Origin of the sequence: Clostridium sp. 1001283B150225_161107_B6 (genome assembly GCF_015556325.1) — a bacterium.
Lineage (GTDB): Bacteria > Bacillota > Clostridia > Lachnospirales > Lachnospiraceae > Enterocloster.
Genome location: NZ_JADNMD010000007.1, coordinates 203,678 through 218,638, shown reverse-complemented (window position 1 = coordinate 218,638; position 14,961 = coordinate 203,678). Strand labels below are relative to the sequence as shown.

Sequence of the window (14,961 nt, the reverse complement as noted above, 5' to 3'; positions counted from 1 at the left end):
CTACTCCATTCCTTTAAACAGAGCACCCTGCGCCCGTTTTACATGCAGATAGTCCTCGAATGGAAAATATATACAAACCGTTGTCCCCTCTTCTGGTTTGCTCACAATTTTTAAGTCTCCCTCATGTGCCCTGATTATGGACATACATATGGAGAGACCCAATCCAACCCCATTTTGAGCACGGCTTCTTGATTTATCAACCATATAAAATGGCTCCGTCAGTTTGTCCAGCTCCTCTTCCGGTATCCCTATTCCAAAATCCTGCACAGATATCATTTCCACTGCGCCGTCCTGGTCAGCAGTCTCTATTATAATTCGAGAATGTGCATTAGACGCTTTGATTGCATTATCAAGCAGGTTCACCAGCAAGGTGGCCAAGAGTTCCAGGTCCCCATACATAAATATTTCTGGTTTGTTTTTATATATAATCTGAATATCCTCAATCTCTGCCTGCATCTTAACAGAAATACAGGCCATACTCACTACATCATCCAGTAGTATCATTTCCTTCTCAATCTGCTTGGACTCCACAATCAGAAAGCCCATGATTTTCCTGACAAGTGAGTTTAGTCTTCGTGACTGCATCAGTATATAATTTACAGCATCTTCCCTGCACTCATCCGTACACTGATATGACTGAATCATCTCTGCGTAGCCAATGATAGAAGTCAACGGTGTTTTCACCTCATGGACAAAATTATCAATTGCCGATTTATAGTTTTTTATATTATTTTCAATTGCCTCACACATTATGTTAAAATTGCCAGAAAGCTCATTCAATTCGTCCGTTCCTGTAATGGGAAGCCGGTAAGCATAATGGTTATTGGATACTATCTTTACTGCTTCATTTATCTTTTTGATTGGAAGTGTGATAATAAGAGAGGTTATGAGCATAACAAAGGCAGATACCACTGATAATATTCCGCATATCAAAAACAAGGTCTGGAGCTGCGCATTACACCTGGCATATACATCTGAAAAGTCTTCAATCAGTATGAATCTGCCCTTTTCACCACCTAAGAGTATCTCATCCTCCAGAAAGGCATAGCTTACTCTATCTATATCCCTGATTTCCAATGGTTCTTTTTTTAATTCGTATCCGAAATCATATCGGGGGGAATCTGGTTGCTTATGGAAATCATCATATATTAACGTATCTCCTCGGTATAATTGGAAAAAAAATTTATCCGAAACAAGTGGATTTTGGAAACAGTCTGTTATATCTTCCCCCATTTGGTCAGCCTGCTGCACACACTTCTTCATTTGTGATGCCATCCAAAAAGCTTCTTCTTTCTCGGATTGAAGGTTTCTCTTGTGGCCGGAAATCGTAACAATGATACCACAGACAGCAAATAATAAGATGCTGGCTATCAGGGAACTGATAAATATCTTTTGCCATAGCTTCATTTTATAAATCATTTCAGTTCTTTTTATCCTCCAGTATATAACCAACCTTACTTACCGTCCGCAGTTCATCGCCAAGTCCTGTCTTTTTACGCAACCGCTGGACATGGGCTTCCACAGTTCTGCTGCTGTCGATATATGCCTGGCCCCAAACATGAGCAGACAGCTCTTCTCTTTTAAGCACCCTGTTCTGATTTTCCAGAAAGTACCGGAACAGTTCAAACTCTTTTGGTGTTATATCCAGTTTATCCTTTCCCTTATGTACCTCATACCGGTCTACATCCATCACTATATCCTTGAATACCAAAACTTTACTCGCCCTCTCTGACCGTCTTAAAACAGCTTCAATCCTGGCAATTAAATCCGCGCTCTCAAATGGTTTTACAATATAATCGTCTGCTCCTGCCCGCAGAAGACGTACACGGTCTACCAAATTTGACTTGGCAGAAACCACTATGACAGGAATGTCCAATTTTTTGATTGTTTCCAGTATCTTCTCTCCGTCCATATACGGAAGCATTAAATCCAAAATTACAAGATTATATTTTTCTTCCCCCAGCATCAGCAAGGCCCGCTCACCATCCGGCGCTATGCTGGCTTCATATCCCGCAAAGGAAATATAGGTTCGAATCAGTTTTGCTATGGGAAGGTCATCTTCAACAATAAGTATTGACTTCATAAGTCCACCCCTCTTTCTAAAATTCCATTCCCATTATAGCAGATTTCAAAAAGGGGGGACAGAACTACTTTCATCCCGTCCCCATAATCCCCGACTCTCCATTGTGTCCCGGAAGCTATTATTCCTGTTTCAAAAAAACTTCCTTATATTTACTGTACACATCCTCCATAGCGCTCTCCAGTACTTCTCTTGTACATGCCACATTCAATCTCATGAAGCCTTCTGCATCTTCCCCATATGTACTTCCCTTATTCAAGGCAACCCCTGCACTGCGGAAAAAGGCGTCAATCTGTTCACAATCCATTCCCCATGCCCGAAAATCGAGCCACATCAAATACGTGGAATCGGGCTCCACCATTTTTACCTCCGGCATCCTCTCCTTTAGGAACTCCTTTAAATACATGATGTTGTCCCAGATATATGCATTCATTTCATCTACATATGTATCCCCGTGTTCATATGCAGCAATCAGAGCTGGAACTCCAATCATGCTAAAATCAAAGTGATGGTTTGCATAAGCAATCTCAAACGCCTTACGCACCTGCTCATTTGGAATAATCGCATATGCCACATATAAACCATTGATATTAAAAGTCTTTCCACCGGCATTAATTACAGCACTGTTCCTAGAGGTTTCCTCATTAATAGCTATATACGGAATGTGTTTGGTCCCATTAAACAGGATATCGCTGTGACACTCGTCACTTAATACAAATACATGGTTTCTATTACAGATTTCCGCTACTCTCTCTAAATCTTCCCGGCTCCAGTCGTGTGCCACAGGATTGTGTGGGTTACAGAAAATCATCATGGTTGTTCTTGGATCCGAAGCCTTTTTTTCCAAATCCTCAAAGTCAATTTGGTACTTACCTTCTTCATATATCAGGGTATTTTCCACCAAATTTCTTCCATTTCGTTTAACGATTAAAGAAAAATTGAAATATACCGGGGATTGGATTATCACATTATCGCCTACATGGGTCATAGCATCCATCATCATTTTAATTGCCACAATGAGTCCCGGAGAATAGGTGACCCATCCCGTGTTTACATCCGTATTAAACCGTTTTCTATACCAATGGGATACGGACTGGGCAAATTCCGGCGGCAATATGCCATAGGCCAGATTGCCCTGCATAGCTTTTTTGACAACCGCATCCGTTACTTCCTGGGGTGGTATATAATCTGTATCCGCACACCCAAAGGGATACTTGCACACCTTTCCTTCCCCATCCCATTTCCAGGTATTTGTACCTCTCATGTCCCTTTGAGCTCCAAAATCGTAGCGTCCCATAATCGAATCCTCCTTTATTTTATGTATTTCATCAATGCTTTTCTCTGTTTAACTTCTTGCCATAGGAGTAAATATAAAGTCCAACGCCGGTAGCCAAAACCAGAAATACTGCCGACATGATGAATATATAATGGTACCCCTGCGCTCCCGGATATTTGTCCAGCCAGTTCCCCATGACACTATAGGCAAATGTATCCGGCGCATATCCCAAAACAGAAATCAGTCCGGACGCAGCACCTGTAAGGGCCATCGGGATTCCCGCCTCAGTCATGGGAGAAAGATAGATACCGCGGGCCGCAAAGACCAGGAAACTAAACGTCAATGTAAGGATCACCGGTACAACAATCAAATCCTGTCTTGTCGGTACTATTAGATAGATAATCATCATGACAACGCCAAGAACAGAAGTATAACTCAATGCCTTAGAGCAGGATTTCATCTTGTCGCCCAGGAAACCGGCAACAGGCGCTGCCACGATTCCAATTCCATATGCCCGGATCACACTCAATATGCTGATGGCCGAGGACGAGGCACCATATACATTCGTCAGATATGGAATCGCATAGGTTGTGGCGCAGTAAACCATATACCAGCAGAAAACAAGTGCGCATACCAGCCATGTACCTTTATTTTTAAATGCCAGGACCAGGTCTCCCATGGCAAAGGATTTTTCTTCCTTGGTCTGTACTGCATTAGGAAGAAGAACCGCAGCAAGAATACCAATAACAATATACAGGGCCCCGTAAAATATCAGAGTTCCCTTCATCCCTCCGATTTCCGTAGCAGCCACATGAATGATTCCCGCAACCACAAAGCTTGCCACAATTCCACTGATTCCACGGATTCCTTCCGCAAGACCAAACATCCTTCCTTGTTCCTCGTCGCTTCCAAGGGAACGCACTGTCTTTACAAATGCTGACCAAAAGGTAAGAATTGTCGTGAATCCCAAAAGTCCGAATATCAGTTTAAGAGTATTGAATGACGGCATGGTCGAACACCACAGAGTTAAAGCTCCACTGCCCAAAAACGAAAAAACCAGCAGTTTTTTATAAGAAACCTTATCCGCCAAAATGCCTCCCGGCAGATAACAAATCATAGATACCGTCCCAAAAATGGAGCTCAAAGTTCCAAGCTGTGTATTCGTTATCTGAAATCCAGCCAGCATTGCATCATAGAACACCTCTCTCAGGGAGGTGACTTTGTAAATCACACCAGCCCCCAGTGCAACTACGGTTAAAAGAAAATATTTTTTTAATGTCTCACCCTTCATACACCTATATCTTCCCTTCTCTTATAGTGTTATAGCGCTATGAATGCATTCTATCAAAGAACAGGCCAAACCAGGGATTTTGCAGCCTAAAAGTGGCTAATTTGTTGCAGTTCTGTTGCTTTTTGACTTCATCCATTTAGCATCTCACCTGTTCTTATAATCCCAGCCTGATTTCAACAAAAAGGAGCCGTTGCCTGGACATACATCAATCTACGCAACCGCCCCTATCTCAAAATATAAAATAATAAGTCATATCGTATACTGCCTTAACTTTAAAACCACCTCATCTCCTACCTGGCTGGTAGTCGATGTGCCGCCCAAGTCAGGTGTCAGCACCTTTTTCTCTATTAGTATATCCTCGATGATATCAACCAACTTTGCTCCCCAATCTTCATGCCCCAAGAAGTCCAGCAACTGGCTGGAGGACCAGACAGCAGCCAGTGGGTTTGCCTTTCCCTGACCTGCGATATCTGGTGCCGAACCATGGATTGGTTCAAACATGGACGGAAACTCCCGTTCAGGGTTCAGGTTTGCCCCGGCAGCCAGCCCCATGCCACCTGCAATTGCGGCACCCAGATCCGTCAGGATGTCTCCAAAAAGATTAGTGGTGACAACGACCTGGAAACGCCCCGGGTCTTTTATCATAAACATACTCGCTGCATCCACCAGATAGGAAGATGTCGTTACATCCGGGTATTCACTTCCCACTTCTTTAAAAATGCTGTCCCAGAACACCATGGAATAGTTGAGCGCATTTCCCTTGCTGATACTGGTCAGGGTCTTACCATGCTTTCTTGCAAACTCATAGGCATACCGGATAATACGCTCACATCCATGCCTGGAAAATACCCCTTCCTGGAGTACTACCTCATGGGGCTTTCCCTTATACAGCCAGTTCCCACTTCCTGCATACTCACCCTCGCTGTTTTCCCTTATAAATATCATATCAACGTCTTTTCTGTCTACGCCCTTTAACGGACAAGGCGCCCCTTCCAAAAGCTTAACCGGACGAAGATTCACATATTGGTCAAAACTCTTTCGGATATTCAAAAGCAAATCCCACAAGGAAATGTGGTCCGGTACCCCCGGATATCCCACTGCTCCCAGGAATATAGCATCAAACTGCCCGAGTGTCTCTATCCCGTCTTCATCCATCATTTTTCCGGTCTCTAAATAGTACTGACATCCCCATGGAAAATACGTAAATTCAAAGGAAAAACCGCCATCGCATTCCGCCGCCTGTTTTAATACCTTTACGCCTTCTTCCAGGACCTCCGGACCTATGCCGTCGCCTGCAATGACAGCTATCTTGTATGTATCCACTATGCAATCCCTCCTGGTTTTTCTTCTCAAACCATACTGTCTTTGACAGCCAGATACTGTTTAATTCAAATTCCCTACTGTCTCATGCTTCATTTCATAATGTATCAGGAATGATAGCAGTGCCCTCAATACTATGATGGATCCCAGTATCAATATCTCATTCATATCACGTATCAGAACTGTCTTTAAAATCTCCGCACCCATTTTGTATTCCAGACCAAGTTCCAGCGAAGACCCCAGCATCAGCTTAATGTTGCTTCCCTTATTACGATTGAAATAAGTACCGACATAGTACAGGAAAGCCCTTGTAGCGCCAATAAAGATAATGACAATCCCAATCAGTTCCAGAAAATGAATCATCTCCGGAAGTATCATCTCAATTAATGCAAACATACGAGACCTCCTGGTTCTGCTCACATCAACAAGATAGATATGAACTGCGATGATAATACAACGAAAATCAATGCAACAGGATAGGTGGCCGCATAGGAAGCTGCCACTGCCTCTGTCTTAGTGACTGCCAATAGCGTGCCAAGAGCCGGAGTACTGGTCATGCCTCCGCATATAGATCCCAATGAGTTCAGTATATCCATGGAGAAAATTTTGGTTGCCAGTACGTAACCTATTACCATGGGAAGCAGTGTCATCAGAGCTCCCAGGAAGAACAGCGCAATTCCATACTGAGCCAATATTTCAACAAATCCTTTACCGGCATTGGTCCCGGCCCCCATCAGGAACAACACCAGACCAAACTCACGAAGCGTCTCCAAGGTCGGCTTGGGAACAGATATAGACACAGGTCCTACATGCATAAAATGTCCCATTACAAGTCCGGCTAAAAGAGGTCCGCCCGATGTTCCAAGAGTAAAGCTTGCACCTGCCGGAAGGGGAATGACTAACTTTCCGATGAGTATACCAGCTATGGTTGCTATCATAAACGGGAAAAAACCAAATTCATCCAGCTCCATGTGTTTATCTGCAGACATATCATGATGTACGTTCTTTTCCATGGAGCGGTTTAATTTACTCACCTCCTCCGGTATATCGACCCTTAACAGCTTCGGTATGAGCTGTACAAACAGCACCACCCCAATGACGCCGAACGGATAGGCGATTCCATAGCCAATGGATGCCATGGAATCACCGGTTGCATCAATGGCCGCAGCCAGTCCCGGTGTACTTGTCAATGCCCCTGTCATCATTCCCACTGCCAAAGGTGTGGGAATCCCCGCAAGGGTGATGACCAGGATACAGCTTCCCGCACCGACAATAATGATTAAGATGCCAATTACCACATAAGACAATGCCTTACTCTTAAAATTGCGAAAAAATACAGGACCTGCTATAAAGCCTACTGCCGTAACAAAACAAATTAAACCGAACTCGCGAATCACAGATGGGATTTCCATCCCATAATGACCGAACAACAGGGCAACGATCAGAACGCCGGAGGTTCCCAATGACAGCCCCTTTACCTTAATACTTCCTAGCAGATAACCCAACACGCCGATTATAAAAACTGTTAACAATGGATTCATCCCAATACCCTCCCAACTTTTTTATTTTCATGAACGCAAAAGGATGCGCCTCTCCTCCAGAGGATTTGTGAGACGCACCCTTTCATCTGCTATATGATACTAAAACTTTATAAGATGATATTCCGCTTTGCATGGATTGCCGGGCGCAAAATACATTTCTTCACGTTCCAAATCCATAATAATGCTAAAAATGGTTCCAAGACGTTTGCCTTCCGGTTCAAGTTCATCTTCATGACGGCAGATACTGTCAGGATAGCTTGTATGGTCGCTCATCATTTTCTTGATATCCGCCACTCTCACCTTATGGTCCAGCATACGCACCATAGTCCTCATCCTTCCCAGACGCAGGAAACTGTCTGGAAGAGAGACCCTTGTGGTATCTTTTACGTACATGAGTCTCGGAGTAATAAAATGATTGGTATGGGCAAGCCAGCCTTCCTCCGCATACAGTGCGTCAAAATCGCCAGGTCCTACTTCGAGGCTTACTCCCTCTCCCTTGGAACTGCCAATCATATAGTGAGCGCAGCAGGATAGGTTCATACAGGTAGTTGCCCGGATTACGTCAGAAAGAGTCTGGCTGTCAAGCATTCCCCTCATGGCGATGTGCAGGGGCAGAACCTTACCTTCCACCTTCTGGCTGGATGACAGCGCATTAAGGGTAACGCCAACTCCCGCGCTGTTATATCCAATCTTTCCTATAATTCCGGCCTCTGTGACCATTGTTATATCCGGTTTTTTCTGCTGTTTGATATGCATGATGATACAGCCTGCCTGCTCTGTCATTTTCCAGTCCCAGTTCTGGCCCAACAGGGTCGAACCGTTCTCCGTCATCATGGGTGTAAACACGAATGTAGTACATCCATCTGTATTGCTGCTGTTAATCTGGCTGCCCTGCAGTACAATCTCACTGCGGACATTAAGGGCCAATATTTCGTCAGTCCCATAACCGGACCCCTCTGCAATACCCCTGATTTCTTCCATGTAATCCGGGTCATATTCATTGATGGTCGGAATGAAGCTTCTTGCATAATTACACGCGTCCTCCCACCTGATATTGGAATAATCCCAAAACATCGCTTTGTATGTATTAATGCTGATTTCTACCTGTTTTTTTGCCTCCCGCCCATGAGTTAATCCAATCTCGTAAGGTGTACCTGAAGCAATTATGATAGGAAATAATTCCTTATTTAACACAACTCCACTCCTTTCGCTTTCCGCGCTCTAGTCAGGGATAAAATTAGCGCCAATCTCCGCAGCAGTAGCAAACCAGGCTCCGTTTTCTGCCATATAGTTAATCAGCTTTTCATACATCTGAATCATATGGGCACGACCAATTGTCTGCGGATGTGTCGTCAGAATGTAGCATGCCCCATCCAGCTTACAGGCATAGTCAAAAATGGAAGCCCATCTGTCATAGATATCCTGGGCAGGACGTTGTCCTTCCTGTCCTCCTGTCAGATATTCCGTCTGCGGGAAATCATCCAGGAACCAGGACACAGGCAGTTCCAGAATCTTGGATGGTTCACCAAATTCATTGGCACGGTCCGAATGAGGCGTCACAGGTCTTGGATAATATGGATGCAGGTCATTCCCCATCAGGCTGCTGTCATACAGAAATCCGTTTTCTTCCAGGATTCTAATAGTATTCGGGCTGAAATCCCAATACGGTGAACGATAGGTGACCGGCCTGGGAGCTCCAATCTTATCTAAGGACTCCAACGCCATCTGTAACACTTTGTTCTCCTGCTCGTAAGCCGACTTAGTGGGATTCTCATGTACATATCCGTGACATCCCACTTCATGTCCTGCGGCCAGGACTTCCTTACAGATATCCGGGAAGGTATCAGCCGTATGACCCGGTATAAACCAACTGGTCTTAATGTTATACTTCTTAAACAGCTCCAACAGACGCGGGGCTCCTACCTCTGCGCCAAACTCTCCACGGCTCATATAGGCAGGTGAAAGAAGATTATAGGAACCATCCCATATACTTTGAGCATCAAAATCACATCCAAGGTTGACAGCGACTTTCTTTCCAGGCGGCAATTTAACTTTTCCAGTTTTCTGCATAAATCATTTCCTCCTTAAAATACATCGACGATAGGCTTCATAGTTTTTGTCAGGTCCGTTTTTCTTAAATCACCGTGCACTGGCTTATTAATTAAATTCCATGGCCGTGGAATAAAAACTTAGCTATTGACATTACTGGTCAAAATACAGTAAAATATTATAAATATTTATTTGTTTTATACGATTTATATAAGCATTTTTAACAATCTCTTTATACCTGAATCTTACCACGCTTTTCTCTCTCAAAGAAGAATAAATAAGCTATATCCGCGTAAAGGAAAACCTTACATCCAGCCATCCTTGCAGGAGGTAATATCCTATGTATGATAAACACCTGGATTCTTTTATCGTAATTGCCGAATCAGGCAGCTTTTCATCCGCCGCCGACAAATTGTTCATTTCCCGCACTGCGCTGATACAGCAGATAAATCTATTGGAAAAAGAGCTGGGATTCCATATTTTTGACCGCCATAATAAGGGAGTTACCCTTACACCTGCCGGAGAATATTTTTATCGGGAAGCAAAAAAGATAATACACACATCTAATACAGTACTGATGCGCTGTAAAGAATTAGAAGAAAAATCCAGGGAAATTATTCGTATAGGAACTCTGCCGAACTTTACGGCAGAACTTCTTCCGCAAATATGCCGCAGATTTGCGGAGCAATATCCAAATATCACCCTTCAGTTCATCGAATATCCATTAGAAAGTTATTTCAAAAATTTTCTGAATGATAATTTTGACATTACCACAGAATATATGTGCGGTTATGTATTTGAAGATTCCCGTTACAGTTTCATAAAGCTAATGGAAGACAGACATTGCTGCGGAATGTCCCCCAAGCATCCTCTTGCTGTCAAAAAACGTATCTCTATACACGATTTACATGGACAGAAAATCATGATGTATGCGAAAGGCATCACCCGGGCAGATGACCGTCTACGGGATTACATAACATCAGTTGCCCCCGATGTCCAGATTATTGACATCCACCACTATGGCAGTTCTCTACCCCTGAAATGTGAATTGGATAACCTGATACTGATTTACTACTCCATGTACTGGAAAAGCTTTCCGTCCCTTGCGTCGCTTCCCATGGACATAACCATGGATTTTCCCATTGACATTGGTCTGGGTTACAGGGTGGACTCAAACAGCGCCGTGAAGCGCTTCATCGCCTTGGCGCAAAATATGTATAAATTCAAACAATAATACCGCTTACCTTGTACCAGAACAAGATAGGCGGTATCATATTTTAAAACTTTATTTCTACAAATCCTTTCTTATGAAATCCCCTTCCTTCATGATTACATCCATGGTATCAACCGTAAGCTCCCGGATGTCTTTTAGAGGATTTCCATTGACTACCAGCAGGTCAGCACTCTTTCCTGCCTCAAGGGAACCGGTTATATCATCCACGCGCAGTACTTTAGCTCCGTTTAATGTAGCGGCAACAATGGTGTCCATTTCACTGATTCCTGCACACTCCACAAAGGCATGAAGCTCTCCCACCGTGGTCTCCCCGTAAGGTGTCATCTGAGAGTTAAAGGAATCCGAACCAGTGGTCAGAAGAATCCCTCTCTCCTTGGCCTTCTTCAAATTCGCATAAATGCGGTTTAAATCCTTCTCCGCAACCGTTTCACCCGGATACTGGTCATGAAGAGCCGGGTCATACTTTGGTGGAAATGTGGTCAACCAGGCAGGCATGAAGTTGATGGTAGGACAAAGTGCGATTCCCTTTTCCGCCATCAAATCCAGCGTCCCGTCATCCAGGGACTGGCCGTGAATGATTAAGTCCACACCTGCCTTCACGGAATTGGCTGCGCTGCCAAAGCAGTGAGACCAGACGGGGATGTGGCGCATCTTACACTCATCCACAACGGCCTGGACTTCTTCCATGGTATAATGCTGGTCCATGGCAGTTTCCCAGCGCCAGATGCCTCCTCCGGTTGCCCAGATTTTGATTGCATCAGGGTTTTCGCGAAGTCTTCGCCGAACAGCTTTCCTCAAATCCCATGGACTGTCCACACACTCGCCCCACGGATGTCCTTCCCGGTTTCTCTCGATGGAAACCTTGTGGGAATCTCCGTGGGAACAGGTGGCACAGAACCCACGGCCCGTTGCAACCACACGCGGGCCTTTCATCACTTTTTGTTCAATCATATTGCGGATATGGATACCAAACAGTGAAACCTCTCCCACCGTTGTAAGCCCTGCCTCCAGGCATTCATGAGCCTGCTGTACGGCAACCACCGCTTTCTGAAGGTTATCTTCCGTGGGCCAGTCTGTATCGTTGTCTGTCAGGTTTCCTGAAAAATGGAGGTGGGCATCAATCAGGCCTGGCATGATTGTTTTTCCGCTTATAGTATATACCTCATATCCGTCCGGTACAGCCTGGTCCACACCAGCATAGGTGATTTTATCTCCATCCACAAGAACAAGGCTGTTTTCCACTGCTGCCGCTCCTGTCCCGTCAATCAGCAGCCCGCCCCGAAATGCATATTTTTTCATAATCTCTCCTTTAAAGCGCTTTTCCTGTTTTCACGCACAAGATACGTGAGTCAAACAATCTCTATGCCCAGATATCACCAATTGTAAATCCCTCTGTAAATGGATCGGTAGAATCCAGCACAAGATTGCCATACCCATAAATCCAGGATTCTCCGGCGATGGTAGGAATTACCGCTTTGCGTCCGCCAATCTCTGTCTCCTCAACCAGTTCTCCCTTATAAACAACCCCCAACAATCCCTGGTGACGGAATGGCTGGTTCAATTTTAACTCACCCTTTGCATACATGGCAGCCATTCTGGCACATGTGCCGGTTCCGCATGGACACCGGTCCAGCGCACCAATCCAAGTGGATGGATTGTCAAAATCAACGGCTCCGCTGGCAACGGTAACGGCATTTCGGATGTCTGCCTTCGGATCGTCGGTAGGTCCGAACAACTGGGAGATGGTGATTCCCACACCAGGATAGTTTGGATGTTCCACTGGCAGCTGGTCTTGGGCTGCCTTGAGAATCAGAGAGGAAACACGGGTAATCTCGCGGCCCATGTCTGGTGTCAGTTCAATCCATGGGAATTGGCGCACATCCGCCATTGCATAGAACATCCCGCCCCAGGCAACATCCACTTTGACCTTTTCCACTCCATGACCGATATGGGGAACTGTGATTTCCGTGTCTGTGTATACAGCAAATGCCGGCACGTTCTTAAAGGTCACTTCCGTCACCTTTCCATTCTCACATTTCGCCTTGATGCCTATTAATCCGGCAGGAGCCTCCAATTGGAACTCTGTATAGGGTTCCTTCATCTCAATCATTCCTGTCTCCAGAAGAACGGTAGCCACCGATATTACATTGCCTCCTGACATCATGGGATATTCGGTCTGCTCCATAATGATAAACCCTGCTGCCGCATCCGGGTGCTTTGGGGGAACAATAATGTTACAGCACATTGGCGGGTATCCTCTTGGTTCACGAAGCAGGAACTTGCGCAGCCCGTCATTATACAGTCGTAAATACTCCTCCATCTCATATACACTGTTTCCCGGGATATGTCCAACTCCGCCCGTTACAACGCGCATAGGTTCCCCGTCATGAGTCTCTACCACATTAATTACTCTCTTAAAACTCATTTTTACTTCCTCCTTGTTGTTTTCTATTTCTTTATTGGCATATTAATAATAAATATTTATTTCATCCCTGTCCTCAAAGAATTCCACTTCTTTTGCGCCCTCAAGCTTTGCATAGTCCTCTTCGCTTATGTTGACAACCGGAATTGCCACATTGTAGAACCGTTTTGCGATAAGCGGACCAGTGAGCACCACCGGGTCGCTGCGCAGATTAATGATAGCTGCCGGTGCACAGTGATTACGAATCTGTTCCAGGATAATCAAGCCGGTTCCGCTGCTGCCTTTCGGTGTGGTAAATGCCAGCACCTTGCCTGACATATTCTGTTGGTACAGGGCGTGACGATTATCCCGAATCACTCCGCTCTTGGGATCCACGGTTCCCCAGAAGCTCATTGGTTCATTAGCCCATAGAAGTTCTGCCTTGGCATTACCATAGACTGCCGTTTTACATTTTACTGTTACTTTCTCCATGGCTTAACCTCCTTTACCACCTTACCCGCTACCGCGGATTCAATGCACTCCTTCATACTTCCAAATACCGGCTGCAGGCCGCGCATGGAGAAGCAGTATGTATCAAATTTACCGGAATTCGACATCATGGTATTGGTCCCTAAATTTTTATTCCTGTATTCCAGTATACAGCCATCACAATAAATCTCCACCCCCAGCCGGGTCAGGCGTTCGTAAAGCCCGCTGTCCTTTAACCGGTCGTTGACACTCCTGGGAGTAATCAGCCAGAATTTAACATTGTCATTCACTCTTCTTCCCCTGAAAAGTTCTTCAACTCTGGCACATTCATTATAGGAACAATGGGGACATCCCAGAACCACTGCATCAATATCCGTCACATCCGGATTTGTAAGCTGCCGTTCTGCCTCGGCTAAATCCGATAAATGAATTTCCACCACTTCCTCGGGCTTCTGCCCATTAAAGGCCTGCTCCAACGTCTGTGCTTCCGGTGTGATGCCAATCATATGGAACAAAGCAATGCCGCCGGACGAAGCAGCCGTGGCGCTGAACTGTTTTAAGATCTCATTCGTAATTCCTTTAGCTGGTATACCTTGAAGCGCCCAAATCCTGTCCGCTACAATAGAGCCATATGAGTAGGAAACAAGGTTGTAAATATCCTCCTCCTCAAAATACTCCGGTTTTATGTCATCTCCCAGCTTTACCAATCCCTGTGCATACCGGTTCTCAGGAACATGGAGGCCGAAGTAAGGAACTCGCCCCGCAATACCGCACAAAAGCTCCAAAGGTCCTGCATAACGGTTGGTCCGCGCTCCGATAATGGAATTATAGTAACAGATTACATTAGACTCCGCACTGGCAAACTGCTGACCAAAGGATGGCGTCACCCCCACATGATAAGGGGCGCAGGACCAGGTGGGAATGGCTCCCATCTTCACATGGGCCGCCTCAATCCGGCGGGTAGCAGCCATAGTTTCCACATCATGCCTCTGACGGTCCCAGAGATTGATATCACACGCAGTGGCATTGGTGGTAGTAGGAACCGCAAACCTGGCTCCATGATCAGCCAGATGCTCCGCGAAGGCTACTTGAGCTTCTCCCGCATACACAGTGCTGTCATCATGACATCCCACGATTTCCACAAATTCTTCCACATCATAGAACTCGGCCAGATCGCACAGGGCCTGCATGGCCTGCTGGCGCATTTCACCCTGTCCGCCGTCCAGCATCTCCTTCTCATAATCAGTTAATCTCATTCATGTCTCCTTTCTTCAATCAGG

At 45.2% G+C, this 14,961-nt stretch carries 14 protein-coding genes; 1 reads left to right on the top strand and 13 read right to left on the bottom strand.

Going from position 1 to position 14,961, the window contains the following annotated elements; translation table 11 throughout:
• The 9 genes from I2H39_RS17530 to I2H39_RS17490 all read right to left on the bottom strand — a co-directional run bounded on the left by I2H39_RS17530 (window position 1) and on the right by I2H39_RS17490 (window position 9,578).
• Window positions 1-1,452: a HAMP domain-containing sensor histidine kinase gene (locus I2H39_RS17530; RefSeq protein ID WP_207746859.1), complete on the bottom strand. Its 1,452-nt coding sequence runs from the start codon at window positions 1,450-1,452 to the stop codon at window positions 1-3.
• Window positions 1,421-2,083 (bottom strand): response regulator transcription factor, encoded by a 663-nt coding sequence (locus tag I2H39_RS17525; RefSeq protein WP_195627141.1) that lies wholly within the window; start codon window positions 2,081-2,083, stop codon window positions 1,421-1,423. The genes I2H39_RS17530 and I2H39_RS17525 overlap by 32 nt, the downstream gene beginning before the upstream one ends.
• A gap of 118 nt (window positions 2,084-2,201) precedes the next feature.
• Window positions 2,202-3,344 (bottom strand): PatB family C-S lyase, encoded by a 1,143-nt coding sequence (locus tag I2H39_RS17520; protein WP_227147581.1) that lies wholly within the window; start codon window positions 3,342-3,344, stop codon window positions 2,202-2,204.
• A gap of 64 nt (window positions 3,345-3,408) precedes the next feature.
• On the bottom strand, window positions 3,409-4,647 hold the full coding sequence (locus tag I2H39_RS17515) for an MFS transporter (protein WP_195627139.1): 1,239 nt from the start codon (window positions 4,645-4,647) through the stop codon (window positions 3,409-3,411).
• Between the two features lie 249 nt (window positions 4,648-4,896).
• Window positions 4,897-5,970, bottom strand: a complete 1,074-nt coding sequence (locus tag I2H39_RS17510; RefSeq protein ID WP_319638402.1) for a tartrate dehydrogenase — start codon at window positions 5,968-5,970, stop codon at window positions 4,897-4,899.
• Between the two features lie 60 nt (window positions 5,971-6,030).
• Entirely contained in the window at window positions 6,031-6,363 is a 333-nt protein-coding gene (locus I2H39_RS17505; RefSeq protein WP_195627138.1) for a DUF1622 domain-containing protein, read from the bottom strand.
• A 20-nt stretch (window positions 6,364-6,383) separates the two neighbouring features.
• On the bottom strand, window positions 6,384-7,508 hold the full coding sequence (locus tag I2H39_RS17500; RefSeq protein WP_195627137.1) for a permease: 1,125 nt from the start codon (window positions 7,506-7,508) through the stop codon (window positions 6,384-6,386).
• 99 nt (window positions 7,509-7,607) lie between these two features.
• On the bottom strand, window positions 7,608-8,702 hold the full coding sequence (locus I2H39_RS17495) for a C45 family peptidase (RefSeq protein ID WP_195627136.1): 1,095 nt from the start codon (window positions 8,700-8,702) through the stop codon (window positions 7,608-7,610).
• Between the two features lie 27 nt (window positions 8,703-8,729).
• On the bottom strand, window positions 8,730-9,578 hold the full coding sequence (locus tag I2H39_RS17490) for a polysaccharide deacetylase (protein WP_195627135.1): 849 nt from the start codon (window positions 9,576-9,578) through the stop codon (window positions 8,730-8,732).
• Between the two features lie 319 nt (window positions 9,579-9,897).
• Here I2H39_RS17490 and I2H39_RS17485 point away from each other — a divergent pair, with 319 nt between their 5' ends.
• Window positions 9,898-10,791 (top strand): LysR family transcriptional regulator, encoded by an 894-nt coding sequence (locus I2H39_RS17485; RefSeq protein WP_195627134.1) that lies wholly within the window; start codon window positions 9,898-9,900, stop codon window positions 10,789-10,791.
• A 57-nt stretch (window positions 10,792-10,848) separates the two neighbouring features.
• Here I2H39_RS17485 and I2H39_RS17480 read toward each other — a convergent pair whose 3' ends face one another.
• From I2H39_RS17480 to I2H39_RS17465, 4 genes are all read right to left on the bottom strand, one after another.
• Window positions 10,849-12,090, bottom strand: a complete 1,242-nt coding sequence (locus I2H39_RS17480) for an amidohydrolase family protein (protein WP_195627133.1) — start codon at window positions 12,088-12,090, stop codon at window positions 10,849-10,851.
• Between the two features lie 61 nt (window positions 12,091-12,151).
• On the bottom strand, window positions 12,152-13,216 hold the full coding sequence (locus tag I2H39_RS17475; protein WP_195627132.1) for a proline racemase family protein: 1,065 nt from the start codon (window positions 13,214-13,216) through the stop codon (window positions 12,152-12,154).
• Between the two features lie 42 nt (window positions 13,217-13,258).
• Window positions 13,259-13,684 carry a DUF126 domain-containing protein gene (locus I2H39_RS17470; RefSeq protein WP_195627131.1) on the bottom strand — a complete coding sequence of 142 codons (426 nt, stop codon included), beginning with the start codon at window positions 13,682-13,684 and terminating at the stop codon, window positions 13,259-13,261.
• Window positions 13,672-14,937 carry an aconitase X catalytic domain-containing protein gene (locus I2H39_RS17465; protein WP_195627130.1) on the bottom strand — a complete coding sequence of 422 codons (1,266 nt, stop codon included), beginning with the start codon at window positions 14,935-14,937 and terminating at the stop codon, window positions 13,672-13,674. The genes I2H39_RS17470 and I2H39_RS17465 overlap by 13 nt, the downstream gene beginning before the upstream one ends.
• Window positions 14,938-14,961: the final 24 nt, after the last annotated feature.

Bases quoted from the DNA above. Each gene is read 5' to 3' on its own strand.
- I2H39_RS17525 (WP_195627141.1), bottom strand. From the start codon at position 2,083: ATGAAGTCAATACTTATTGTTGAAGATGACCTTCCCATAGCAAAACTG.
- I2H39_RS17520 (WP_227147581.1), bottom strand. From the start codon at position 3,344: ATGAGAGGTACAAATACCTGGAAATGGGATGGGGAAGGAAAGGTGTGC.
- I2H39_RS17515 (WP_195627139.1), bottom strand. From the start codon at position 4,647: ATGAAGGGTGAGACATTAAAAAAATATTTTCTTTTAACCGTAGTTGCA.
- I2H39_RS17505 (WP_195627138.1), bottom strand. From the start codon at position 6,363: ATGTTTGCATTAATTGAGATGATACTTCCGGAGATGATTCATTTTCTG.
- I2H39_RS17500 (WP_195627137.1), bottom strand. From the start codon at position 7,508: ATGAATCCATTGTTAACAGTTTTTATAATCGGCGTGTTGGGTTATCTG.
- I2H39_RS17490 (WP_195627135.1), bottom strand. From the start codon at position 9,578: ATGCAGAAAACTGGAAAAGTTAAATTGCCGCCTGGAAAGAAAGTCGCT.
- I2H39_RS17485 (WP_195627134.1), top strand. From the start codon at position 9,898: ATGTATGATAAACACCTGGATTCTTTTATCGTAATTGCCGAATCAGGC.
- I2H39_RS17480 (WP_195627133.1), bottom strand. From the start codon at position 12,090: ATGAAAAAATATGCATTTCGGGGCGGGCTGCTGATTGACGGGACAGGA.
- I2H39_RS17475 (WP_195627132.1), bottom strand. From the start codon at position 13,216: ATGAGTTTTAAGAGAGTAATTAATGTGGTAGAGACTCATGACGGGGAA.
- I2H39_RS17470 (WP_195627131.1), bottom strand. From the start codon at position 13,684: ATGGAGAAAGTAACAGTAAAATGTAAAACGGCAGTCTATGGTAATGCC.
- I2H39_RS17465 (WP_195627130.1), bottom strand. From the start codon at position 14,937: ATGAGATTAACTGATTATGAGAAGGAGATGCTGGACGGCGGACAGGGT.